Raw genomic sequence first — 23,210 nt, 5'->3', positions numbered from 1 at the left:
CCGCGCCACGTGCGGCGGCGCAGGAAACGGTCACGCCGGTGCGCGCGTCACACCGGCCCGGTCCTCACTGCTGACCGCAGGCGGCCAGCACCAGTTCGCGGACCCGCTTGGCGTCCGCCTGCCCCTGGGTGGCCTTCATGACGGCCCCCACGATGGCGCCCGCGGCCTGCACCTTGCCGCCGCGGATCTTCTCCGCCGCGTCGGGCTGGGCAGCCAGGGCCTCGTCCACCGCGGCCTGCAACGAGGAGTCGTCGGAGACGACCTCGATGCCGTCGGCGGCGATCACCTCGTCCGGCTCGCCCCGGTCCTCGAGCACACCGTCGATCACCTGGCGGGCCAGTTTGTGCGTGAGCTTGCCCTCGCCGACCAGCTCGATCACCCGGGCCACCTGGGCTGGTGTGACCGAGAGCTCCGCGAGCTCCACGCCGCGCTCGTTGGCGCGCTGGCTCAGGTAGGCGACCCACCACGAGCGCGCCTCCGAGGGCGAGGCACCGGCGTCCACGGTGGCCGCGACGAGGTCCAGCGCCGAGGCGTTGACCAGATCGCGCAGCTCCTCGTCCGACAGGCCCCACTGCTCCTGGATCCGCTTGCGCCGTTCCCAGGGCATCTCGGGAAGTGTGCCGCGCAGCTGCTCCACCCACTCCCGCGAGGGGGCGATCGGAACGAGATCGGGTTCCGGGAAGTAGCGGTAGTCCTCGGCCTCCTCCTTGCGCCTACCCGAGGAGGTCTCACCGGTGGACTCGTCGAAGTGCCTGGTCTCCTGGACGATCTCGGAACCGTTCTCCAGCAGGGACGCCTGCCTGCGCATCTCGAAACGTACCGCTCGCTCGATGCTGCGGAACGAGTTGACGTTCTTCGTCTCGGTGCGGGTGCCGAACCCGCTCTCCCCCTTCGGGGTCAACGAGACATTGGCGTCGCAACGCAACGACCCCTGATCCATCCGAACGTCCGAAACGCCCATCGAACGCAGCAGATCCCGCAGCGCGGCCACGTAGGCACGAGCGATCTCGGGAGCACGTTCCCCGGCATCGGTGATCGGCTTGGTGACGATCTCGATGAGCGGCACACCCGCACGGTTGTAGTCCAGCAGCGAGTGCTCGGCACCGTGGATCCTGCCGGAGGCACCGCCGACGTGCGACGACTTGCCGGTGTCCTCCTCCATGTGGGCCCGTTCGATGCCCACCCGGAAGGTCTCACCGTCGTCGAGCACGACGTCGAGACCACCGTCGAACACGATCGGCTCGTCGTACTGCGAGGTCTGGAAGTTCTTGGGCATGTCCGGATAGAAGTAGTTCTTCCGCGCGAACCTGCACCACTCCGCCACCTGGCAGTCCAGGGCCAGACCGATCCTGATGGCCGACTCCACGGCCGAGCCGTTGACGACCGGCAGCGCGCCCGGCATACCCAGGCACACCGGGCAGACCCGCGTGTTCGGCTCGGCGCCGAACTCGTTGGCGCAACCGCAGAACATCTTGGTGGCCGTGGAGAGCTCGACGTGCACCTCCAGCCCGAGCACCGGGTCGAAACGTCGCAGAACCTCGTCGTAGTCCATGATCTCGGCGACAGCTGTCATTCCCGTTCCGCCTTACGTACCTCGCGAACGGCCAACGCCACTCCGGTGATCAACCCGAGAACGGTGACGATCGCGTCCGCCATCACCAGTCGATCGTTGTCCTCGCGCGCCTGGCGGATCTTGCCACGCAGACCGATGCCGCGGGACAGCTCCGCGCCGACGGCGAGCAGGGCTCGCAACTTGGGATTCATCAGGCGACCTCCAACCGTGGGACACGGTCGAGCAGGGAAACTTCCGAAGCCGCGTCGCGTGCCGCCTCGTAGGCGGCACCCACGCGGTAGAGCCGGTCGTCGGCCATGGCGGGCGCCATGATCTGCAGACCGACGGGCATACCGTCCTCGGTGGAAAGCCCCGACGGCACGCTCATGGCGGCGTTGCCGGCGAGATTGCTCGGAATGGTGCACAGGTCCGCGCGGTACATGGCCATCGGGTCGTCGACACGTTCCCCGATGCGGAACGCGGTGGTGGGGGTCGTGGGCGAGACCAACACGTCCACCTGCCCGAAAGCGGCCTCGAAATCCCTGGTGATCAGGGTGCGGACCTTCTGCGCCTGGCCGTAGTAGGCATCGTAGTAGCCGGACGAGAGCGCGTAGGTGCCGAGCATGATACGACGCTTGACCTCGGGGCCGAAGCCCTGCTCCCGAGTCAGCGACATGACCTCCTCGGTGCTGCGGGTGCCGTCGTCGCCGACCCGCAGCCCGTAACGCATCGCGTCGAACCGCGCGAGGTTCGAGGAGCACTCGCTGGGCGCGATCAGGTAGTAGGCCCCGAGGGCATACTCGAAGTGCGGGCAGGAAACCTCGACGACCTCGGCACCGAGCGAGGTGAGCGTGTCCACGGCGGTGCGGAACGAGTCCCGCACACCCTGCTGGTAGCCCTCGCCACCGAACTCGCGGACGACTCCCACGCGCACCCCGCGCAGGTCTCCGTCCGCTCCTTCCCGTGCTGCCGCGGTCACCTTCGGAACCGGAGCCTCCACCGAGGTGGAGTCCATCGGATCGTGCCCGGCGATGACCTCGTGCAGCATCGCGGCGTCCAGCACCGTACGCCCGCACGGCCCCGCCTGGTCCAGCGAGGAGGAGAACGCGACCAGCCCGTAGCGGGACACCCCGCCGTAGGTGGGTTTGACCCCCACGGTCCCGGTGACCGCGGCGGGCTGCCGGATGGAACCCCCCGTGTCGGTGCCGATCGCCAGCGGCGCCTCGAAGGCCGCCAGCGCGGCCGAGGAGCCTCCCCCGGAACCGCCGGGGATCCGGTCGGTGTCCCACGGGTTGCGGGTCGGGCCGAACGCGGAGTTCTCGGTCGACGAGCCCATGGCGAACTCGTCCATGTTGGTCTTGCCGAGGACCACCACACCCGCGTCGCGGAGCCTGGCCGCCACGGTCGAGTCGTACGGCGGTGTCCAGCCCTCCAGCATCCTGGAGCCGCAGGTGGTCGGCATGTCGGTGGTGGTGAGCACGTCCTTCAGCGCCAGCGGCACGCCGGCCAGCGGAGAGGCGGGAGTGCCGTTGGCACGCTGCTCGTCGGCCCGCCGGGCGGCGTCCAGCGCCGCTTCGCGGTCGACGTGCAGAAAGGCGTGCACCGCCGGTTCGATCGCCTCGATACGGTCCAGGTGCGCGCGGGTGACCTCGACGGCGGACACCTCGCCCGCGGCGATCTTGGCGGCCAGTTCGGAGGCGGCGAGACCGGTGAGTTCGGTCGAACCAGGCCCGTCCGGGACTGATGTGGTCGAGGACATCACGCCTCCTCGTTGAGAATCCTGGGTACTCGGAACCTGTTTTCCTCGGTGGCGGGCGCCCCGGCGAGTGCTTCCCCGCGGGACAGCCCGTCGCGCACCTCGTCCGTTCGGAAAACGTTGGTGACCGGTACCGCGTGGGACGTGGGCGGTATCTCGTCGGCGGCCACTTCGCCGACCCTGGCTACCGAATCGAGGATCACGTCCAACTGGCCTGCGAACGTGTCGAGCTCCTCCTCGGATACGGCCAGCCGGGCGAGGCCGGCGAGGTGAGCCACCTCGTCACGGGAAATCGTGGACAATGCGCGGGCCCCCTGATCGTGTCCGGTTCGTTCGGGTATCCGGTCGTTTCCGGCTACCACGCGTGTTCGAGTCGAATGCCTGTACGCCACCCGCGCGGCGCGGAACGATCTGGGACGCGGGAACGGTACCGACCGTCCCACTCCCGCTGATCACTGAACCGATTCGCTCGGGGCGCCGCACAGGCTTCGAAAGGTGACAACGAGTCTATGGGCAGCGACCACGACCACCAACGGGTGGTCACACCCGGGCATCGGGATCGTTTCGGGCCGGTGTGCATCCAGCGGTGTCGTCCCCGGGGAGCGTCGTGTCTGCCACAATTTGGCCGGTCCGCTCCACACGAGGGCCCGAGCCGCTCGTGCGAACCGGTCCGGCGCGGACGGCGAGGTGCCGCGCACGATGCTGGAGGCGTGAGAACCGGTGTCCTTCCTCATCCGGGTCCAGGTTCCGGACCGTCCCGGCGCACTCGGGTCGGTGGCGAGCGCGCTGGGCGAGATCGAGGCCGACATCCTCAGCGTGGATGTGGTCGAGCGGAGCAGCGAGGCCGCCATCGACGACCTCATCGTGGAGCTTCCCTCCGGAAGGCTGCCGGACGTGCTGATCACGGCCGCGGAGTCGGTGGAAGGCGTTCGTGTGGACGCGGTGCGGCCCTATGCCGGCATACTGGACACCCATCGCGAGCTGGAGCTGGTCGAGGAGATCGCCGCGGAACCGGCGCGGGGACTCCAGCTGTTCGCCGAGGGCGTACCCCGGATCATTCGCTCGGGATGGGCGATGATCTTCGGTAACCGCGCGGGCGGGGCGGAGCACCTGGCGGCCAGCACATCGGCCCCGGAGGACGAGTACCTGCGGTTACCGTGGATGCCGTTACCCAGGGCCACCGTGCTGGACGGGGACGAGTCCTGGGTACCGGACACCTGGAGGGAACTGGGCACCGAGCTGGCGGCCACGCCGATAGGCAAACCCGACCTGGTGCTGCTGGCAGGCAGGCCGGGCGGGCCGATGTTTCGCACCTCCGAGGTCGCCCGGCTGGCGCACCTGGCGGGCATCGTCTCGGTGGTGCTGGACGGCTGAGCACGACCGTACCGCCCGGAGGGGACCACGGACGGTCGTGCGGAGGCACCGGTGATCCGGGCTCGCACACGCCCGGGGACGCGGGGGCGGAGGCCTCACCGGGCCTGATCAAGGGCGTAGGCGAGCAACCTGACGGCCGGGAACGGCTCCCAGTCGTGCTCGGGAAGGCGGTGGAATCCCTTCCGCTCGTACAACCGGTGCGCGACCGTCATGGACCGGTTGCTGTACAACACGACCCGCTCCCAGGACTCCGCGGCCGCCAGCTCGATCACCCGGTCGACCAGAGCGGCACCCACACCGCTGCCCGCTGCTTCCGGGGCCACGGCCAACATCCGGAACTCCAGTTCGCCGGGACGCGCGAGCTCGGTGTACTCGCTGCCGTGGCGGGCCACCGTCACCGTGCCGCACACCTTGTCGCCGTGCACCGCCACGAGCAGTTCCGCCTTGGCGGCGCGGTCGGCGGCGTCGCGGAGCGACGTGAGGTAGTGCGTGTTCTCGGCGGGAATGTGCCCGCCCTCCAGGTAGGCACGCGCCGTCAGCTCACCGACGGTGTCGAACTCGGCCGGCAGCGCCCGTCTGATGGTCACGCTCTCCATGCGGTCGATACTAGTGACGCCCACGACGGTCGAGCGGCGGACACCGCACCACTCGCTACTCCGGCTGTAGTGCCATCTCGGCCGCGGCCTCCGGCCCCTGCTCCAGCAGCACCCGAAATCCCTCCTCGTCCAGCACGGGGACACCGAGTTGGACCGCCTTGTCGTACTTGGAGCCGGGGGCATCGCCCACCACCACGAAAGCGGTCTTCTTCGACACGGAACCGGCGGCACGCCCGCCCCGGTTCATGATCCACTCCTTGGTCTCGTCCCGCGAGTAGGTGGGCAACGAACCCGTCACCACGATCGACAACCCTTCCAGGTTGCGCGGCACGGAGGTGTCACGCTCGTCGGCCATCCGAACCCCGGCGGCACGCCACTTGTCGACCACTTCGCGGTGCCAGTCGACGGTGAACCACTCCCGCACGGCACCGGCGATGGTCTCCCCCACGCCGTCCACGGCCGCGAGATCCTCCTCCGCCGCCGCGTCGATCGCGTCGACGGACCCGAACTCGCGCGCCAGTGCCTGCGCGGCGGTCGGGCCGACGAACCGGATGGACAGTGCGACCAGCACCCGCCAGAGCGGCTGCTGCTTGGCGTTCTCCAGACTGGTGAGCAGTTTCGCCCCGTTGGCCGTCAGACTCCCGTCCTTGGCCCGGAACTGCTCGGTACGCAGCAGTTTGTCCTCGTCGAGCAGGAAAACGTCCCCCTCGTCGACGACGACCCCGGCCTCGAGCAGCGCGGCGGCCGACTCGTAGCCGAGCACCTCGATGTCGAACGCTCCCCGCCCCGCCAGGTGGAACAACCGCTCGCGAAGCTGTGCCGGGCAGGAACGCGCGTTGGGGCAGCGGATGTCGACGTCGGTCTCCTTCTGCCGGTACAGCGTCCACCCGCACTCCGGACAGGTCTCCGGCATCACGAACGGGTACTCGTCGCCGTCCCGGGCATCGACCACCGGCCCCAGCACCTCCGGGATGACGTCACCGGCCTTGCGGATCACCACCCGGTCGCCGACCAGCACACCCTTGCGACGCACCTCGTCGGCGTTGTGCAGCGTGGCCATCGACACCGTGGAACCTGCCACCTTCACCGGCTTCATCTCCGCGAACGGGGTGACCCGCCCGGTACGGCCGACGTTGACCCGGATGGCGACCAGCTCGGTGGTGGCCTGTTCCGGCGGGTACTTGTACGCGATGGACCAACGGGGGGCGCGGGAGGTGGTGCCGAGCCTGCGCTGCAGGACCACGTCGTCGATCTTGATGACGATGCCGTCGATCTCGTGGTCCGCCTCGTGCCGCTGCTCTCCCCAGTAACGAACGTGCTCGGTCAGTTGCTCCAGCGAGGAGAGCACCACGGTGTGCGGGGACACCGGCAGGCCCCAGGTGCGCAGCGCCTCGTAGGCCGCCGACTGAGTGGGGGGCTCGAACCCCTCCCGCCTACCGAGGCCGTGGCAGATCAGCCGGAGCGGGCGCTGCTTGCTGATCCGCGGATCCTTCTGCCGCAACGAACCGGCGGCACCGTTGCGCGGATTCGCGAAGGCGGTTTTGCCCGCCTCCACCAGCGAGGCGTTGAGTTCGGCGAACTCGTCGAGCCGGAAGTACACCTCGCCCCTGATCTCGACCAGTTCCGGGACCGGGTAGTCCGCGCCGCCGGTCAGCCGGTCCGGCACGTCCCGCATGGTGCGCACGTTGAGCGTCACGTCCTCGCCGGTCCTGCCGTCCCCTCGGGTCAGCGCCCGTTCCAGCCTGCCGTCGCGGTAGAGCAGGTTGACGGCCAGTCCGTCGATCTTGGGTTCGCAGAGGAAGGCGGGGTGGCTACCGGTCTCCCGTTCGACGCGGTTCACCCAGGTCGTGAGTTCGGAGATGTCGAAGGCATTGTCCAGACTCAGCATCCGTTCCAGGTGGTCGACGGCGGTGAACTCCGTCGAGAAGGTGCCGCCGACCTCCTGGGTCGGGGAGTCCGGGGTGCGCAACGCCGGGTGTTCGTCCTCCAGCCGCTGCAACTCGACGAACAGCTCGTCGAACTCCCCGTCGGTGATCACCGGAGCGTCGAGCACGTAGTACCGGAACTGGTGAAAACGCACCTGCTCCACCAGCTCGTCGTGCCGCTTCCTCGTCTCACGCGGGACGTCCTCGAGCCCCTCGGCCCGTTCGTCGGGCGCAGGCTCGGCCCCGGACTTTTCGACCCCGGCCTCTTCGGCCCGGGAGCCCGAAGGTTCCGTCTCCCGCGAAACGGCGGCGTCCGGTGCGGCGTGCTCGTGCGTGCGTTCCCTGGTCACGTCCCGAGACTAACCAGCACCGCCGACAACGGCGCGTTCGACCGGTGCCGCGTCCGCCTACTGCTCGGTGTCCGGTTCGGCGGAATCGGTCTCCCCGATATCGAAAGCACGAACCCGCTCACGGAACGCGACCAGATCGACCGCGTTGGCGGGAAGCAGGTCGGCCGTCTCGACCCTGCCGATGCGATCGGCCGCCAACTTCTCCCCCAGCGCGGCGTGCAACGGCAGGAAGGTCAACGCCTCCCGTTCCTCATCGGCCAGCTCGGAGAAGCCGGGGTGGTAGACCGCGACGTCGATCAGGTTCCTGGTGTTGTCGAACTGCGCAGCGACACGCACCTCATCCAGCGGGTAGCGCTTGCCACGGAGGGTGACGGTGACTTCCCTCGGATCGGGGACCGGAGGCACCGCGTCGTGGTACTCCCACAGTGAATCGGCGGCGGGCGCGGCCGCCTTCCAGGCATCGGTGTATACCCGCAGTTCGGGATCCGCCTGGGCGGTGATCACCAAGGCGTAGATGGCCTCGCTGCCGCGCTCGATCGAGAAGTTCAGTCTCGGATGCAGCAGCCCGACCGCTTCCGCGAGCTGGTGGTCGACACGTTGCGGCACACCGTCACCCAACGCGGAGCCCACCCGCGGCAGTAGCTCTTCCCAGCGGCGCCAGAACAGCTCCGCACGGCGAGCGGCCTCGGCGGACTCGTCCCCCACCCGCGACGTCGCTTCCGCGGCCCGCCGTTCGAGCCCGAACAGCCGACGCAGCAACCCCATCAAACTCTCCATCCCGCCGAACCGTGGAACAGCGAACCGATCTGGTGGGAGGCGGGACCGAGAACCACGTTCCCGCCCGTTCCCACCACCGGGCAGGTCAGGAACTGTCCGACGAACCACTCCGGGTCGGGCACGCATCCCGTGACACGCGCCGACAGCGCCAGCATGAGCGGAACACGCTCCGCCTCGTGCCAGGGTAGCCCGACGCGTAACGACTCCAGATCGTCCGGGCGGGTTCCGGAGCGGTACTCGGGAAGCACAGGTTCGAAGAAGGTGCGCAACTGGCCGCCCACGGCGTGGGCGAATCCACCGGAACCACCGACGTCCCAGTACACCGAGACCAGTTCGCCGCCGGAACTGGCCTCGGCGAGCACCCCGTGCCGGATCCCCTCGAAACGGCTCTCCTCGGCGACGAGTGTCCACTCGCCCACCCGGCGGAGACCGATCAGGGACTGCTTGTCCGCACAGGCGAAGGACTCCTCGCAGAACTCCTCGAAGTTCCAGTGTCTGCCCCGGGTCGGATCGGCGCCGAAGGCTCGTGCCACCCGGAACACATCGGTTCCCCGAACCAGGGTCAGGCACGCCGCGTCCCGTACGGCGCTGTCGTGGATCCAACCGTGCCGATCGACTTCCGCGTTCCCGCTACCCACAGCTGATTTCCTATCACCATCGGGCGGTTCCGCGCGGGCGTTCGAACGAATCGGCCCCGCACGAGAGGCGGAGCCGAACGCGCGACCTCGGTCAGCTGTTGCCACTGGTCCACTCGCTCCACGGAACCTGCCAGTCGCCGAAGCCGTCCCAGGAAGCCAATTCCCCGCCCTTGGAGTTGGTCACCTCGACGACGTCGCCCTTCTTGAGCAGGCCGTAGACCCACTTCGCGTCGGCGGTGCTCATGTTGATGCAGCCGTGGCTGACATTGCGCTCGCCCTGGTCCCCGACCGACCAGGGGGCGGCGTGCAGGAACTCACCGCCGTTGGAGATCCGTACGGCCCACTCGACCTCGGTGCGGTAGCCACCCTCGTCCAGCCCCAGGCCGTAGGTGGTCGAATCCATCATATAGGTGTCGTGCTTGCGCATCACCACGTGCGTGCCGTTGTGCGATGGGTAGGAGGGGCGTCCCAGCGAGACCGGAATCGTGCGTTCGAGCTCGCCGTTGACCGTGACCTTCATCCGGTGGGAGGCCGCGTCGGCACGCACGATCACCTCGTCACCGATCTTCACGGTGGCGTGGCGGTCGGACTCGCCGTAGACACCGTTGCCGAGGTCCTTGCCGTATATGTTGACGTCGACGGTGATCTCGGTGCCCGGTTCCCAGTACTCCTTGGGACGCCAGTGCACCTCGCGGTCGTCGAACCAGTAGAACTCGCCCTTGACCTTCGGGTCGGTACTGATGTCGATGGCCTTCTCGGCGCGTTCCCTGACGGGAGCGGGCGCGTCCTCGCTGAAGTAGAACGCCAGGGGCTGACCGACACCCACGGTTTGCCCGTCGAGCGGGTTCATGGACACGTAGGTGAGGTTCTCGGGGGTCAGCGTGGTGAACCGGGAGCGTTCGGTCAGTTTCTCGCCGTCCGCGCCGGTGGCCTTCGCCACCACCTCGTAGGTCTTGCCGTAGCCGAGCGGCTCCTGGACCGACCAACCTCGGCCGTCGTCCTCGAGCGAGCTCTCGACCTTCTCACCGGAGGCGTTGGTCATCACGACCTCGGTGAACGTGGCATTCTTCGCCCGGGCCCCGACATCATCCACCGGGGAGGCGGACGAGGCTCCCGACTTCGGGGTGAACTCGATCGCGGGCGGGCCGGTGCTGCTCGACTCCGAACCCGAGGTCTGGGTGCGGGAGTCACCACCGGCCCCCGTACCGCAACCGGCGACCAGTAACGCGACCAAGCAGAGCAGGGTCGTCCGAAGTCTTTGCCGTGGGGAAACCATGGATCCCCCGGAAGAGCGACTCAACAGTTCCATCCGTGGCGTTCCGTTCCGCTCGATTCGCCATTCCCCACAGTCGTGTCCCCCGTGAGTTCGAGGCTCACCCGGCGCCGCCCCGTACCGGACGGCGAAACGTGAGTCCGCACAACTGCTGTCCAGGATGACGCCTTCTCACCCGAAAGGGTTGTCATCGCGTCTCAGCCGTAGTACTTCCGTAACCTCGGGTGGACATCGAGCTCGGTGGACATCGAGCGGCTCACTCCCGGAGATCGAAGTCGGGTGAGACGGCCGCCCGAACGACGAAGCGGATGACGAGAAGCGCCGCCCCATGATGATCCGTCCCGACGAGCCGCACCGCCGCCGGCGAACGGACGATCCGACCGACCGCGCCCCAGCCCAGCGAAGAAGCGACGAATCCGCAGCGCACACCACCCACGCCACGCAATCGACCCCCCTCGAATCACACCTCCGGCAACCGTGCTAAAGTTTGTGTTGTCGCCAACGCGAGAGTGAATTCGAGCGAGGCGGAAAAATTTCACACGGCAACGCGCCAATAGCTCAAGCGGCAGAGCAACTGACTCTTAATCAGTGGGTTCGGGGTTCGAGTCCCTGTTGGCGCACCGAAGTCCCGAGTCGTTCGACTCGGGACTTTTTCGTTTTCAAGGCATTCCCGACCGGAACTCAACCAGAACGAAGCGGATCGCGCACGGGACGGATTGTCGAGCACTTCCGCCGCCGAACGATTCCTGCCCCTCCGACGGGGAGACAGCTCCCGGCGCGGTGGCAATCACGAATTCCTCGGATTCCGTGCCGCGAGTCACGCCACCGGAATGCCTCTCGCCCGACATCCGGGCTCGAAAGTCCGAGCGCACGTAGAATCCACGGGGACCGAGCAATCACGGCGACCGAGGCCGGGAGTGTGATCCATGACAATGGCCCCCACCGGCGAGAGCCCGCGCTCCGGTGACGGGTACAACCCCGAGGAACGTCTCACCGAGTCGCACGCGAGCTGGCGTGACCTCGCGAGTTGGTACCCCTGGTTCACCCCCGTGCTTGGGCTGTTACTCGTGGTGGCCGGGATCAACGTGTTCGGCGAGCTCGCGGAACAGGTCTACGAGCACGGCGCGATCCTCGGGCTGGACCGTCGGCTACTGGAGATGATCGCCGAACTGCGCACTCCCACCGTGATCGCGGCGTTCAACATCATCACTCACCTGGGCGAGGGAGCGGTGGTGTTCTCCGTGGCGGTCATCGGCGCCGTCTGGTTGGGAACCAGCACCCGCGGTTGGAGTCGTCCGATGCTGTTGGTGCTGACCTCCACCGGAACAGCGCTGACGGTTTTCCTGCTCAAACTCACCATCGCGCGCCCCAGACCGGTTCCGGCCCCCAACGCGCTCACCGAGGACAGCTTCGCCTTCCCTTCCGGGCACTCCGCCCATTCCGCGGCGGTCTACCTGATGCTGGCGATTCTGCTGCTGGGAGTGCTGCGCGGGCGCTGGTCACGCGCGGGTGTCGTGGGACTGGGCGTACTGCTGGTGCTGATCACCGGGTTCTCCCGACTCGTGCTGGGCGTGCACTCCCCCTCCGACGTCGTGGCGGGCTGGATCCTGGGAGGGATTTTCACGATCGGTCTCGTCAGCGTCCATACCCTGTCATCGCGGCTGGCACCGCTGCGTTCCAGGCTGGTGGAACGCGCGAAACGAACCGATCGGGGACGGGAGGCCGATCCTCGCGAGGAGGATCGGCGCCACGAAACGTGAGCCGGAATAAATTCCGATCGGGAGAGCGGGGAACCCGACCATCACGGCGTGGGCGTCAATCCCGCTTCGGTGGCAGGGGCACGAACCCGCTGGTTCGCCGGACGTAGTCCGCGTAGTCCGGCCGACGTTCGACGATGTCGCGCTCCAGCAACGGTTTGCCGCTGCCCCGGGCCAACAACCAGGTCATCAGCACGGGGGACAGCAGCGTGAGAACGCCGACCTGGTAATAGCAGGCGATCAGGTACAGCCCCCACCAGACGCAGGCGTCGCCGAAGTAGTTGGGGTGGCGCGTGTAGCGCCACAGCCCCGTGCGAAGCACCGCCCCCGAGTTCTCCGGCCGGTTCCGGAACCTGCGCAACTGCTCGTCGCCGACGGTCTCGAACGCGAACCCCACCAGCCAGACGAACACCCCCACCCAGAGCACCGCCGCCGACAAGGGGTGCCGGGCGGAACCGCCGAACTGGGCGAGCTGCACCGGAAGGGCGACGAACCACATCACCAGGGCCTGGGTGAGATACACCCGGAAGTACATCCGCCCGACCGGGAACCGGCGCGCCTTGGCGAGCATCTCCCGGTAACGGGGATCCTCCGGCTTGGCCCGATTGCGCAGGTGCAGGTGCAGCGCCAACCGCACCCCCCACACGACGGTGAGCACCGTGGCGAGCCACCCCGCCACCCCGGGCTGCTCCGAGTCCCCGAACACCGGCCGGACCAGTGCCAGTGCGCACACCGCGATCAGCGCGAACCCGGCACCCCAGGCGGTGTCGATGGTGTCGTAGCGATTCCGCACCCGCGCTACCAGGAACGTGACGGTGACCGTGGCCCACGCCACACCCAGCCCGATCGCGAGCACACCGGACACGGCACCCGGGGTCAACGCCGGACCTCGGACAACGCGAGGGTGCCGTCGTCGATCGAACCGTCCTCGCGGGGACGCACCCCGAGAATCTGGTGCACTCCCATCCGGTTCTCCTCGAAGGCCAGCCCGCCGCCTGCCAGGTACAGCCACCACACCCTGGCCTGTTCCGTACCCGCCAGCGCGATCACCTCGTCCCACCGGTCGAGCAGGGTCCGCAACCAGGCCCGAACCGTGTACACGTAGTGCTCGCGCATAGCCTGGACATCGCGAACCTCGAAACCGGCCCGTTCCAGCTTCCACAGCGTCGTACCGATCGGAACCATGTTCATGTCCGGCGCGATGTAGGACTCGATGAAGGCACCACCGCCGGGTGCCGAATCACCGCGCGACATCTGCTGCAGCAGCAGCCTGCCGCCGGGCCGGAGCATGCGGTGCAGGGTGGCGACGAAATCCGGATAGTTGGTCGAACCCACGTGTTCACCCATCTCCACCGAGGCCACCGCGTCGTAATCGCCGGAGTCGGGCACCGCCAGCTCGCGGTAGTCGCAACGCCGGACCTCGACCAGCTCCGCCAGCCCGAGTTCGTGTGCGCGCCGTCGGACGTGATCGGCCTGCTGCGCAGAGAGGGTCACGCCGGTAGCGGAGACACCGTAGTGCTCGGCCGCGTAGAGCAGCAGCGAACCCCAACCACAACCGACGTCGAGCAGGCGGGTGCCGCTGTCCAGACCGAGCTTGCGGCAGATCAGGTCGAGCTTGGCCTCCTGTGCGGCCGCCAACGTGCGCTCGGTGCCGTCGTCGGGCCAGTAGCCGCAGGAATAGGCCATCCTGGGATCGAGCAACAGCCCGTAGAACTCGTTGCCCAGGTCGTAGTGATGCGCGATGACCTGGGAATCGCGTCGTCTGCTGTGCAGCCTGCCGGTGGGCCGTGCCTCACTGCCGGGAGGGTCGGGACGGGGGCCGAGAGCTCCCAGCACGGCGGCGTCCCGGAGCAACCCCCACAAGTGCCCGGGGCCGAACCGTGGGACGGTCACACCCTCGCGCCGCGCGAGTGCCCGGCACCGCCGCAGTGCCTCGGTGAGATCGCCACGCACGTCCAGATCGCCGGTGACGAACGCTCGGGCCAGTCCCAGTTCCCCGGGGCGGTAGAGCAGGTGGCGCAACGCGCGCCGACCGCGGAGCAGCACGCGCGGGTTTCCGGGCGGTCCGTGACCGCTGCCGTCCCAGGCGCTGATCCCCAGCGGGGGCTCGACGCCGAGCACCCGCTCCACCAGGTCGGCGATACCGTCCGCCACGCCGCTCGCGTCGCCGGTCGTACGACCCCGCTTCCTGCTCCGTCCCGACAGGACGAGCGGCGTGGCACGAACGCGCCGCTCCGAGCCGCGGACAGGGCTCCGGAACGACGCGGGAGAACCCCTGCGAACTCGTAACACCCGACCTCCCACACGATCGTCGTGATCAAGTGCCGCACGCGCGTACGAATCCGGCACGTCGTGCGGCGGTTTCGGGCGATTCGCGGCCGAGAGCGAAAGCGATTGCCCGAACACCCGGACTGTGCGGGCCGCCACACCGACCAACCCCGATGCCCGGCGGTTCCGAACAACGGGTATGCGAGATCACGAGGCAGCCGACCGGGTGATCCGGGGCGGGGAGAACCGCGGAGCCGTACTGCACAGCATCCGGCGATCCGCCGAGGCTGACGTGGCCGTACTGGTGCTGCACGGCGGACGCTCCCGCAGCGAGGAGCCGATGCGCCCCTGGCGGCTGGCCTATCTGCGCATGTGGTGGCTCGCGCTGCGAGTGGCCCGGCAGCACGGCGGAGCACCGGCGGTGTGGTTGCTGCGGAACCGACTGCGCGGGTGGAACGAGCCGGACCGGGATCCGGTGGTCGACGCCCGCTGGGCACTGCGGCAGATCCGACGACGTTCACCGCACGCCCGGATCGTGCTGTTGGGACACTCGATGGGAGGCCGCGCGGCCCTGCTGCTCGCGGGCGAGGACGGCGTGGGTGACGTCTGCGCGTTGGCGCCGTGGATCGAACCGTCGGATCCGGTGGAACAGCTCGCGGGCACCCGGACACTGCTCGCGCACGGCGATCGTGACGGCATCACTTCGGCACCCGCTTCCGCCGAGTACGCACGGCGGGCGAATCGCGCCGGACACACCGCGCGGTACCGGCTGGTTCCGGGCAGCGGGCACGCGATGCTGCGTCGACACCGGGAATGGACCCGCCTGGCCCGCGAATTCGTGGCCGAGGTCGGGCCGAGCCGCGCCGCGGGCAGGACACCGTCCCACCTCGAAGGACACGCCGGAGGGCAGTGATGGAGAACGGATCCGGCCGACCGCGAGTGGCCGTCATCGGTTCCGGGGTTTCCGGACTGACGGCGGCGTACCTGCTGCAACGGCACTACGAGGTGACGCTGTTCGAAGCGGCGGACCGACTGGGCGGTAACGCGCACACCCACGACGTGCCCACCGACGATGGGCGAAGGATAGCCGTGGACAGCGGCTTCATCGTGCACAACCGGAGCACCTATCCGCAGTTGTGCAGGCTGTTCGAGGAGCTGGGCGTGACGACCCGGCCGACCGAGATGTCGATGAGCGTGCGCTGTGAGGGGTGCGGGCTGGAGTACGCCGGGGCGAAACGACTGCGCGGGCTGTTCGCCCAGCCCCACAATCTGGGCAACCCGGCCTACCTGAACCTGCTCAGGCAGGTGATCCGGTTCCACCGGCGATCCAACTCGTTGCTGGACACACCGGTGGCGGACGAGTCGCTGCCCACGCTGGAAACCTTCCTTCGGCAGGGGAACTTCTCGGAGTACTTCGTCAACCACTTCGCACTACCGCTGGTCTCCGCGGTCTGGTCGGCCGACGGGATCAGCAGCGGCCAGTACCCGGCGCGTTACCTGTTCCGCTTCCTGCGCAACCACGGAATGCTGAGCGTGCGCGGATCACCGAGCTGGCGGTTCGTCCCCGGGGGATCACGGGAGTACGTGACGCGCATCGCCGAGCGACTGCGAGCGGTGCGCCCCACCACCCCGATACGAACGGTACGGCGCTCCACCGAGGGGGTGACGCTGTGGGACGCGGCGGGACAGCGGTACCGAGCACGGCACGCCGTGCTGGCCAGTCCCGCGGACACGGCCCTGGAGATGCTGGCCGATCCGGAACCGCTGGAGAAGGAACTGCTGGGGGCCTTCGGCTACAGCGAGAACGAGACCCTGCTGCACACCGACGCCACGGTGCTGCCGCGAAGCCCGGCGGCCGTGGCCAGCTGGAACTACACGATGCCCTCCTGCGACCGGGCCGGGACCGGGGCGCGGATCAGCTACCACATGAACCGCCTGATGCGACTGGCCGAGCCGGACGACTACCTGGTCTCGCTGAACTCCGGTGAGCGAGTCCGATCGGACAACGTGCTGGCGAGCATGACCTACCGACACCCGATCTACACTCCCGAGGCGGTGGCCGCGCAGCGGCGGTTGCACGAGATCGGCGACGACCGCGTCCGCTTCGCGGGGGCGTACCAGGGTTGGGGCTTCCACGAGGACGGCTGCGCCTCGGGGGTACGTGCCGCCGCCGCACTGGGCGCGGGCTGGTGAGCCGGATGAGCGATTCGACAACGGCCGCCCTGTACGACGTGACGGTCGGCCACACCAGGCACACCGAACCGAGCGGCGGATTCCGGCACCGGCTCTACACCTGGCTGGTCGATCTGGACGACCTGCCACGGCTGCCACTACCGCTACGACCGTTCGCACGGTTCGAGGCACGTGATCACCTCGGGTCTCCCCACCGCTCCATCCGGGCCAACCTGGACAACTGGCTGTCCCGCAACGGCGTGGAACTCGAAGGCGGTCGAGTGCTCATGCTGGCCCACGCACGGGTGCTGGGCTACGTGTTCAACCCCGTCACGTTCTACTGGTGTCACCGTCCGGACGGGGAGCTGGCATGCGTGGTGGCCGAGGTCCACAACACCTATGGAGAGCGACACTGCTACCTGCTGCGGCCGGATCCACACGGGCACGCCACGGTCACCAAGCGGTTCTACGTCTCGCCCTTCCTGCCACAACGGGGAAGCTACGAGATGCGGCTGAGTTATCCGGGTGAACGGGTGGGCGTGAGCGTCCGGCTGCTCGACGAGGTGGGGAAACCGTTGTTGACGGCGGAGATACGCGGTCGCCGCGTTCCGGCTGAACCGCGACGCCTCGCGCGGTTGCTGCTGGGCAACCCGCTGGTGCCACAGCGTGTGGCGGCCATGATTCGCGCGCACGGGATCTCGCTGTGGCTGCGCGGACGCTCGCCGAACCCCCGTACTCCCCATGTTCACCAGGAAGGTGTCAGATGACCACTGCCATGTCGTTACCCGCCCCGGCTAGCCCCGCCCCGGCTAGCGTGGCGGTGTGGGACGCGGTGGACCAACCGCCGCGCTCCCCGATACGCGCCGGGCTGGCCGAACGACTGTTCCGCCACGCCGTACGTGAGCTGCCGGTGCGGGTGGTGCTCGCGGGCGGCGAGCGCCTCGGCGCGGGCGGACCGGACGCTCCCCTGATGCGAGTGATCCGCCCCGAGGAGTTCTTCCACCGCCTCGGGGCGGACGCCAAGATCGGCTTCGGCGAGGCCTACATGACCGGTGACTGGGACAGTCCCGATCCGGCCGAGCTGCTGACCCCGTTCGCACGGCGGCTTTCCGTACTGGTACCGCGCCCGCTGCAGTCCCTGCGCCGCTGGGTGGATGCCTCCAGGCCCGCGGCCGAGCGCAACACCACCGCCGGAGCGACACGCAACGTACAACGGCACTACGACCTGTCCAACGAGGTCTTCGCCGCTTTCCTGGACGAGACCATGACCTACTCGGCGGGACTGTTCCGCCCGGGGGTCACGGATCTGGCGACCGCGCAGCGGTGCAAACTCGACCGGGCGCTCGACGCGGCCGGTGTGGTGGAGGGGACCAGGCTGCTGGAGATCGGCAGCGGCTGGGGATCGCTGGCGATCCGAGCGGCGCGGCGCGGCGCACGGGTCACCACGCTGACCCTTTCGGAGCAGCAACGTGCGCTCGCCGTGGAGCGCGTCGAGCGAGCGGGGTTGGCCGATCGCGTCGACGTCGAGCTGCGCGACTACCGGCAGGCCGACGGAGAGTTCGACGCGGTGATCAGCCTGGAGATGATCGAAGCCGTCGGCGCGGAGTACTGGGACAGGTTCTTCACGAAGCTCGACCGGCTGCTGACGCCCGGGGGTCGTGCGGTTGTCCAGGCGATCACGATGCCGCACGAACGGATGCTGGCGACCCGGGACTCCTACACCTGGATCCACAAGTACATCTTCCCGGGCGGGCAGCTGCCCTCGATCCCGGCCATCGAGCGCATCGTGTCCGAGCACACCGGTATTCACCCTGTGGAACGACACGCTTTCGGGCAAAGCTACGCCGAAACCCTGCGGCAATGGCGCGCGGAGTTCACTCGGCAGCGCGAGCACATCGCCGGGCTCGGATTCAACGAGCGGTTCCGGCGCATGTGGGAGTTCTACCTGGCATACAGTGAAGCGGGATTCCGCGCACGATATCTGGACGTGTGGCAGCTCGCCTTCGCCAAACCCACCACCGACGGCGCCCGGGACAGCGGGTAACGCGCAGAAAGGAGCGGCGCGATGGAGAACCCCGCGAGTCACCGATCGAAACGGTGGTTGCGCGATTCCGAGGAGCTCGAGGAGGCCTCGGAGCACGGCCCGGACACCGAGGCGTTGCTCGCCGAGGTGGCGAAGGGGGACGAACAGGCCTTCGAGCGGCTCTACGACCTGATCGCCGGCTCGGTGTTCGGCCTGGTGCAGCGCATCGTGCGCGACACCGCCCAGTCCGAGGAGGTGGCGCAGGAAGTCCTGGTGGAGGTCTGGCGCAGCGCCACGCACTACAGCGCTGGCAAGGGCAGCGTGCTCACCTGGGTCCTGACGTTGGCACACCGCCGCGCGGTGGACCGCGTGCGCTCGGCGCAGGCCGCCACCGACCGTGAGAGCCGTGCCGGCTCGCGGGAGCAGAGTCGCCCGTTCGACGAGGTGTCGGAGACCGTGGCCTCCCGCTGGGAGCAGCAACAGGTACGCAAGTGTCTGTCCACACTGACCGAGATTCAACGTGAGTCGGTGATGCTGACCTACTACCGTGGCTACACCTACCGGGAAGCGGCCGGATTGCTGAGCACACCGGCGTCCACGCTGAAAACGCGGCTGCGGGACGGGCTTATCCGACTCCGGGACTGCCTGGGGGTGGGCAAATGAACACGGACATGGCCACGTTGACGGGGGCCTACGTGCTGGACGCGCTGTCGGAGACCGAGCGGGTGGCCTTCGAACGGCACATGGCCTCGTGCTCGGACTGTGCGGAGGAGGTGCGCCAGTTCCGGGAAACGGCCGCTTACCTGGGGAGAACCACCGCTGTCGAGCCTCCGGAGGAGTTCAAGCAGCGGGTGCTGTCGGAAGTCTCGCGCACCCGGCAGGAGTCCCCCGCCACAGCGGAACGACCACGACGCCGCGGTAATCGGGGGGTGAACCGTCGGGCGTCGTGGGGCACGCGGCTGGCGACGGCGGCGGCGATCGTCGGTGTCGTACTGGCCGCCGGTTTCGGTGCCCTGGCGTGGAACACTCAGCAAGAGTTGCAGCAGGCACGCGCGGATCGTGACGCGGCGGTGGAGCGACTCGTACGAGCACCGGACGCCAAGGTCGCCACCACCAGTACGGGTGACATGGAAGCCGTCACGGTGATGTCCGAACGCATGGACAAAGTCATGTTCCTGGGCTCCGGTATGGAACCCGCACCGCCGGAACGGGTTTACCAACTGTGGTTCCTCGGCGATTACGGCGCGGAGTCGGCCGGACTGCTGCGGCAGGAGTCCAGCGGCAACATGTCGGCGATGACGGCCGAGATTCCGCCGAACACCCGTGCCATCGGCATAACCGTGGAACCGGCGGGCGGCAGCGAGCAGCCCTCGAACAATCCGCTGCTCGAGATGAGCATGCCGACCTGACCCACGAGGCACGCCGACAGCCCGCCGGGGAGTGTCCCGGGAATCCGGCACGTTCCCCGGCGGTCCGGTCGAACCGGCCGGGCGTCAACTCGATCGAACGTCCCCTGCGAAGTCCGGTTCCGATGACGTCGGGCGAGACCGCGACGCGGGCGATCGGGTCAGCAGACCGCACCGTTGGCAGCGGAACCGACCAGCTTGGCGTACTTGCCCAGCACGCCACTGCGGTACTTCGGCTCCGGCGGCTGCCACCGCTGCTCGCGACGCGACAGCTCCTCGTCCGAAACCAGCAGGTCCAGTTTCCGGTCCGCCAGATCCAGTCGGATCGGGTCGCCATCGGCGACCAGGGCGATCGGACCACCGTCGGTGGCCTCCGGTGCGACGTGGCCGATGCACAATCCGGTCGTCCCTCCGGAGAACCGGCCGTCGGTGAGCAGCAGAACGTCCTTGCCCAGGCCCGCGCCCTTGATCGCACCGGTGACGGCGAGCATCTCGCGCATGCCCGGACCGCCCCTGGGCCCCTCGTAACGGATGACCACCACGTCCCCAGCGCTCAGGGTGTTGTTCTCCACGGCGTCCATCGCGGCCTGCTCCCCGTCGAACACCCTGGCCGTGCCCTCGAAGCGTGCGGTGTCGAATCCCGCGCTCTTCACGACGGCGCCTTCCGGAGCCAACGAGCCCCGCAGCACCGTCAGACCACCGGTGGGATGTATCGGGTCGGAGAGTCGATGAATCACCGAGCCGTCCAGCTCCGGGGGTTCGAGCTCGGCGAGGTTCTCTGCCACGGTACGACCGGTCACGGTCAGACAGTCGCCGTGGATGAGCCCCGCGTCCAGCAGTGCCTTCATCACGACGGGAACACCACCGATACGGTCCACCGCGGTCATCACGTATTCACCGAACGGCTTCACGTCGGCGAGATGTGGGGTACGGTCCCCCACACGGTTGAAGTCCTCGAGGGTCAGCTCGACGCCCGCCTCGTTCGCTATGGCCAGCAGGTGCAGTACCGCGTTGGTGGAACCGCCGAACGCCATGACCACCGCGATGGCGTTCTCGAAGGCTTCCTTGGTCAACACGTCGCGGGCGGTGATGCCTTTCTCCAGCATCCCCACCACGGCCTCACCGGCGGCCCTGGCGCCGGCGTCACGACGACGGTCCACCGATGGTGGGCTCGCCGAACCCGGCAACGACATGCCCAACGCCTCCGCGGCGCAAGCCATCGTGTTCGCGGTGTACATCCCACCGCACGCCCCTTCGCCGGGGCAGATCGCGCGTTCGATGCGGTCTACCTCCGAGCGTGGGATGAGCCCCCGCGAGCAGGCACCCACCGCTTCGAAGGCGTCGATGATCGTGACCTCGCGCCCGTCCACCTTTCCAGGCAGGATGGATCCCGCGTAGATGAACACCGACGCGAGATCCAGTCGGGCCGCGGCCATGAGCATTCCGGGCAGACTCTTGTCGCAGCCCGCCAGCAGCAGCGAACCGTCGAGTCGTTCGGCCTGCATCACGGTCTCCACCGAGTCCGCGATCATCTCGCGGGACACCAGCGAGTAGTGCATCCCCTCGTGCCCCATCGAGATGCCGTCGGAAACGGAGATGGTTCCGAATTCCAGCGGGTAGCCGTTGGCCGCGTGCACTCCGTCCTTGGCACTTCCCGCCAGTCGCTGCAGCGAGAGATTGCAGGGGGTTATCTCGTTCCAGGAGGAAGCCACGCCGATCTGCGGTTTGGCGAAGTCGCCGTCCTGCATACCGACAGCGCGCAACATGCCGCGAGCGGCCGCGCGTTCCATACCGTCGGTCACCTCGTGGCTGCGCGGTTTGGGCGGCATCGCGCGGGAAGACTGTCCGGGGCCTGCGCCGTGGTCGGCCCCTGATTCCGTCGAACTGATGTTTTCACTCACGATACGAGGATAGAACGAGGAATTCCGCGGTCCGGAGCAGTGGGGACGAGCCGTAAGGGGCTGGGTATGGGTCCGGCCCCACCCTGGTGGGTGGGGCCGGTTTGGGGGGGGTTGGGTCGGCGGTGTCCGTGTCTCCCACACCCGTGGGGGTGCAGTACCTGGGGCGCTGGAGGGCTTAGCTGCCGGGTTCGGGATGGATGCCGGGCGTGTCTCCTCCGCTGTGGCCACCGACCCAAAAAACCATTGGGGGCTGATGGGGGTTCAGCCGGTATTGAATTGTCCAGGGGGTGGTGGCTGTGTTGGGAGCCGTATAGTGGTGGCGAGATCGCGGGTGCTTGCGGGTTGGTGCGTGTGTGGGCGGTGTGTTGGGGGGGTGTCGCCGTTCGGCGGGTTAGTACCCGTCCACTGAACACATCGCTGTGCGTACATGTCGGGCCTATCAACCCAGTCATCTGCTGGGTGCCTTATCCCCCCTTACGGGGGGTGGGAGACGTCATCTTGGGGTGGGCTTCCCGCTTAGATGCTTTCAGCGGTTATCCGTGCCGAACATGGCCAACCAGCCGTGCCCCTGGCGGGACAACTGGCACACTAGAGGTTCGTCCGTCCCGGTCCTCTCGTACTAGGGACAGCTCCCCGCACGTCTCCACACGCGCGCGGCGGATAGGGACCGAACTGTCTCACGACGTTCTAAACCCAGCTCGCGTGCCGCTTTAATGGGCGAACAGCCCAACCCTTGGGACCCACTCCAGCCCCAGGATGCGACGAGCCGACATCGAGGTGCCAAACCATGCCGTCGATATGGACTCTTGGGCAAGATCAGCCTGTTATCCCCGGGGTACCTTTTATCCGTTGAGCGACACCGCATCCGCATGCCGGTGCCGGATCACTAGTCCCTGCTTTCGCACCTGCTCGACCCGTCGGTCTCACAGTCAAGCTCCCTTGTGCACTTACACGCGCCACCTGGTTTCCGTCCAGGCTGAGGGAACCATTGGGCGCCTCCGTTACCTTTTAGGAGGCAACCGCCCCAGTTAAACTACCCACCAGGCACTGTCCCTGATCCGGGTCACGGACCGAGGTTAGACGCCCGGAACGACCAGAGTGGTATTTCACCAGCAACTCCCCACACACTGGCGTGCGTGGTTCACCGTTTCCCACCTATCCTACACAAGCCGAACCAGACGCCCATACCAAGCTGTAGTAAAGGTCCCGGGGTCTTTCCGTCCTGCCGCGCGAAACGAGCATCTTAACTCGTCCTGCAATTTCGTCGGGCCCGTGGTCGAGACAGCGCCCAAGTCGTTACGCCATTCGTGCAGGTCGGAACTTACCCGACAAGGAATTTCGCTACCTTAGGATGGTTATAGTTACCACCGCCGTTTACCGGCGCTTCGGTTCGCAGCCTCACCCCGAAGGGTTCACCACTCCCCTTAACGTTCCGGCACCGG

Annotated in this window: 20 protein-coding genes, 1 tRNA gene and 2 rRNA genes (1 of these 23 cut by a window edge); 9 read left to right on the top strand and 14 right to left on the bottom strand. The window is 68.0% G+C overall.

Annotated elements, in window-relative coordinates; translation table 11 throughout:
• Positions 1-64 precede the first annotated feature (64 nt).
• From gatB to gatC, 4 genes are read right to left on the bottom strand one after another with little or no spacing between them, the layout of a single operon-like run.
• The gene (gene gatB, locus J2S53_RS00795) at positions 65-1,573 is read right to left on the bottom strand and encodes an Asp-tRNA(Asn)/Glu-tRNA(Gln) amidotransferase subunit GatB (RefSeq protein WP_456239328.1); all 1,509 of its coding nucleotides are present in this window, start codon (positions 1,571-1,573) and stop codon (positions 65-67) included.
• Positions 1,570-1,764, bottom strand: coding sequence for a hypothetical protein (locus J2S53_RS00790; protein WP_092928938.1), 195 nt, complete (start codon positions 1,762-1,764; stop codon positions 1,570-1,572). Before J2S53_RS00790 ends, gatB begins: the two co-directional genes overlap by 4 nt.
• Positions 1,764-3,311, bottom strand: coding sequence for an Asp-tRNA(Asn)/Glu-tRNA(Gln) amidotransferase subunit GatA (gatA, locus tag J2S53_RS00785; RefSeq protein WP_456239327.1), 1,548 nt, complete (start codon positions 3,309-3,311; stop codon positions 1,764-1,766). Before gatA ends, J2S53_RS00790 begins: the two co-directional genes overlap by 1 nt.
• Positions 3,311-3,610 carry an Asp-tRNA(Asn)/Glu-tRNA(Gln) amidotransferase subunit GatC gene (gene gatC / locus J2S53_RS00780; RefSeq protein WP_092981317.1) on the bottom strand — a complete coding sequence of 100 codons (300 nt, stop codon included), beginning with the start codon at positions 3,608-3,610 and terminating at the stop codon, positions 3,311-3,313. The genes gatA and gatC overlap by 1 nt, the downstream gene beginning before the upstream one ends.
• A gap of 418 nt (positions 3,611-4,028) precedes the next feature.
• Here gatC and J2S53_RS00775 point away from each other — a divergent pair, with 418 nt between their 5' ends.
• A complete protein-coding gene (locus J2S53_RS00775) occupies positions 4,029-4,682 on the top strand; it encodes an ACT domain-containing protein (RefSeq protein WP_092981196.1) in 654 nt (217 codons plus the stop codon).
• A 95-nt stretch (positions 4,683-4,777) separates the two neighbouring features.
• Here J2S53_RS00775 and J2S53_RS00770 read toward each other — a convergent pair whose 3' ends face one another.
• The 5 genes from J2S53_RS00770 to J2S53_RS00750 form a co-directional block, all read right to left on the bottom strand.
• On the bottom strand, positions 4,778-5,278 hold the full coding sequence (locus J2S53_RS00770) for a GNAT family N-acetyltransferase (RefSeq protein ID WP_456239326.1): 501 nt from the start codon (positions 5,276-5,278) through the stop codon (positions 4,778-4,780).
• 55 nt (positions 5,279-5,333) lie between these two features.
• Positions 5,334-7,553 (bottom strand): NAD-dependent DNA ligase LigA, encoded by a 2,220-nt coding sequence (gene ligA / locus J2S53_RS00765; protein WP_456239325.1) that lies wholly within the window; start codon positions 7,551-7,553, stop codon positions 5,334-5,336.
• A gap of 57 nt (positions 7,554-7,610) precedes the next feature.
• Positions 7,611-8,318: a hypothetical protein gene (locus J2S53_RS00760; RefSeq protein ID WP_456239324.1), complete on the bottom strand. Its 708-nt coding sequence runs from the start codon at positions 8,316-8,318 to the stop codon at positions 7,611-7,613.
• Positions 8,318-8,968, bottom strand: a complete 651-nt coding sequence (locus J2S53_RS00755; protein ID WP_456239323.1) for a DUF6461 domain-containing protein — start codon at positions 8,966-8,968, stop codon at positions 8,318-8,320. The genes J2S53_RS00760 and J2S53_RS00755 overlap by 1 nt, the downstream gene beginning before the upstream one ends.
• 91 nt (positions 8,969-9,059) lie before the next feature.
• Positions 9,060-10,202 (bottom strand): L,D-transpeptidase, encoded by a 1,143-nt coding sequence (locus J2S53_RS00750; protein ID WP_456239322.1) that lies wholly within the window; start codon positions 10,200-10,202, stop codon positions 9,060-9,062.
• Positions 10,203-10,788: 586 nt separating this feature from the next.
• Between J2S53_RS00750 and J2S53_RS00745 the strand changes: the two genes are divergently transcribed.
• Positions 10,789-10,861: transfer RNA gene (locus J2S53_RS00745), tRNA-Lys, on the top strand.
• 306 nt (positions 10,862-11,167) lie between these two features.
• Positions 11,168-12,001, top strand: a complete 834-nt coding sequence (locus tag J2S53_RS00740) for a phosphatase PAP2 family protein (protein ID WP_456239321.1) — start codon at positions 11,168-11,170, stop codon at positions 11,999-12,001.
• A 55-nt stretch (positions 12,002-12,056) separates the two neighbouring features.
• Here the strand turns inward: J2S53_RS00740 and J2S53_RS00735 are convergent, their stop codons facing one another.
• Together J2S53_RS00735 and J2S53_RS00730 are read right to left on the bottom strand one after the other, a co-directional pair.
• On the bottom strand, positions 12,057-12,878 hold the full coding sequence (locus J2S53_RS00735; RefSeq protein WP_456239320.1) for a DUF1295 domain-containing protein: 822 nt from the start codon (positions 12,876-12,878) through the stop codon (positions 12,057-12,059).
• Entirely contained in the window at positions 12,875-14,152 is a 1,278-nt protein-coding gene (locus tag J2S53_RS00730) for a class I SAM-dependent methyltransferase (protein ID WP_456239319.1), read from the bottom strand. Before J2S53_RS00730 ends, J2S53_RS00735 begins: the two co-directional genes overlap by 4 nt.
• A gap of 313 nt (positions 14,153-14,465) precedes the next feature.
• Here J2S53_RS00730 and J2S53_RS00725 point away from each other — a divergent pair, with 313 nt between their 5' ends.
• From J2S53_RS00725 to J2S53_RS00700, 6 genes are read left to right on the top strand one after another with little or no spacing between them, the layout of a single operon-like run.
• Complete coding sequence (locus J2S53_RS00725; RefSeq protein WP_456239318.1) at positions 14,466-15,179, top strand: alpha/beta hydrolase; 714 nt, start codon at positions 14,466-14,468, stop codon at positions 15,177-15,179.
• On the top strand, positions 15,179-16,459 hold the full coding sequence (locus J2S53_RS00720; protein WP_456239317.1) for an NAD(P)/FAD-dependent oxidoreductase: 1,281 nt from the start codon (positions 15,179-15,181) through the stop codon (positions 16,457-16,459). Before J2S53_RS00725 ends, J2S53_RS00720 begins: the two co-directional genes overlap by 1 nt.
• A gap of 5 nt (positions 16,460-16,464) precedes the next feature.
• Entirely contained in the window at positions 16,465-17,205 is a 741-nt protein-coding gene (locus J2S53_RS00715) for a DUF1365 domain-containing protein (RefSeq protein ID WP_456239316.1), read from the top strand.
• Positions 17,202-18,482 (top strand): class I SAM-dependent methyltransferase, encoded by a 1,281-nt coding sequence (locus J2S53_RS00710; protein WP_456239315.1) that lies wholly within the window; start codon positions 17,202-17,204, stop codon positions 18,480-18,482. The genes J2S53_RS00715 and J2S53_RS00710 overlap by 4 nt, the downstream gene beginning before the upstream one ends.
• 21 nt (positions 18,483-18,503) lie before the next feature.
• Entirely contained in the window at positions 18,504-19,124 is a 621-nt protein-coding gene (sigK, locus tag J2S53_RS00705; protein WP_456239314.1) for an ECF RNA polymerase sigma factor SigK, read from the top strand.
• The gene (locus J2S53_RS00700) at positions 19,121-19,870 is read left to right on the top strand and encodes an anti-sigma factor (protein WP_456239313.1); all 750 of its coding nucleotides are present in this window, start codon (positions 19,121-19,123) and stop codon (positions 19,868-19,870) included. Before sigK ends, J2S53_RS00700 begins: the two co-directional genes overlap by 4 nt.
• A 158-nt stretch (positions 19,871-20,028) precedes the next feature.
• Here J2S53_RS00700 and ilvD read toward each other — a convergent pair whose 3' ends face one another.
• The 3 genes from ilvD to J2S53_RS00685 form a co-directional block, all read right to left on the bottom strand.
• Positions 20,029-21,696 (bottom strand): dihydroxy-acid dehydratase, encoded by a 1,668-nt coding sequence (gene ilvD / locus J2S53_RS00695; protein WP_456242662.1) that lies wholly within the window; start codon positions 21,694-21,696, stop codon positions 20,029-20,031.
• Between the two features lie 186 nt (positions 21,697-21,882).
• A 5S ribosomal RNA gene (gene rrf, locus J2S53_RS00690) occupies positions 21,883-22,000 on the bottom strand.
• A gap of 138 nt (positions 22,001-22,138) precedes the next feature.
• A 23S ribosomal RNA gene (locus J2S53_RS00685) occupies positions 22,139-23,210 on the bottom strand (it continues 2,032 nt past the right edge of the window).

Origin of the sequence: Actinopolyspora lacussalsi (assembly GCA_030803735.1) — a bacterium.
GTDB classification, from domain to species: domain Bacteria; phylum Actinomycetota; class Actinomycetes; order Mycobacteriales; family Pseudonocardiaceae; genus Actinopolyspora; species Actinopolyspora lacussalsi.
The sequence above is the reverse complement of the archived record's forward strand: the minus strand, read 5'-3'. Positions and strand labels throughout refer to the sequence as shown.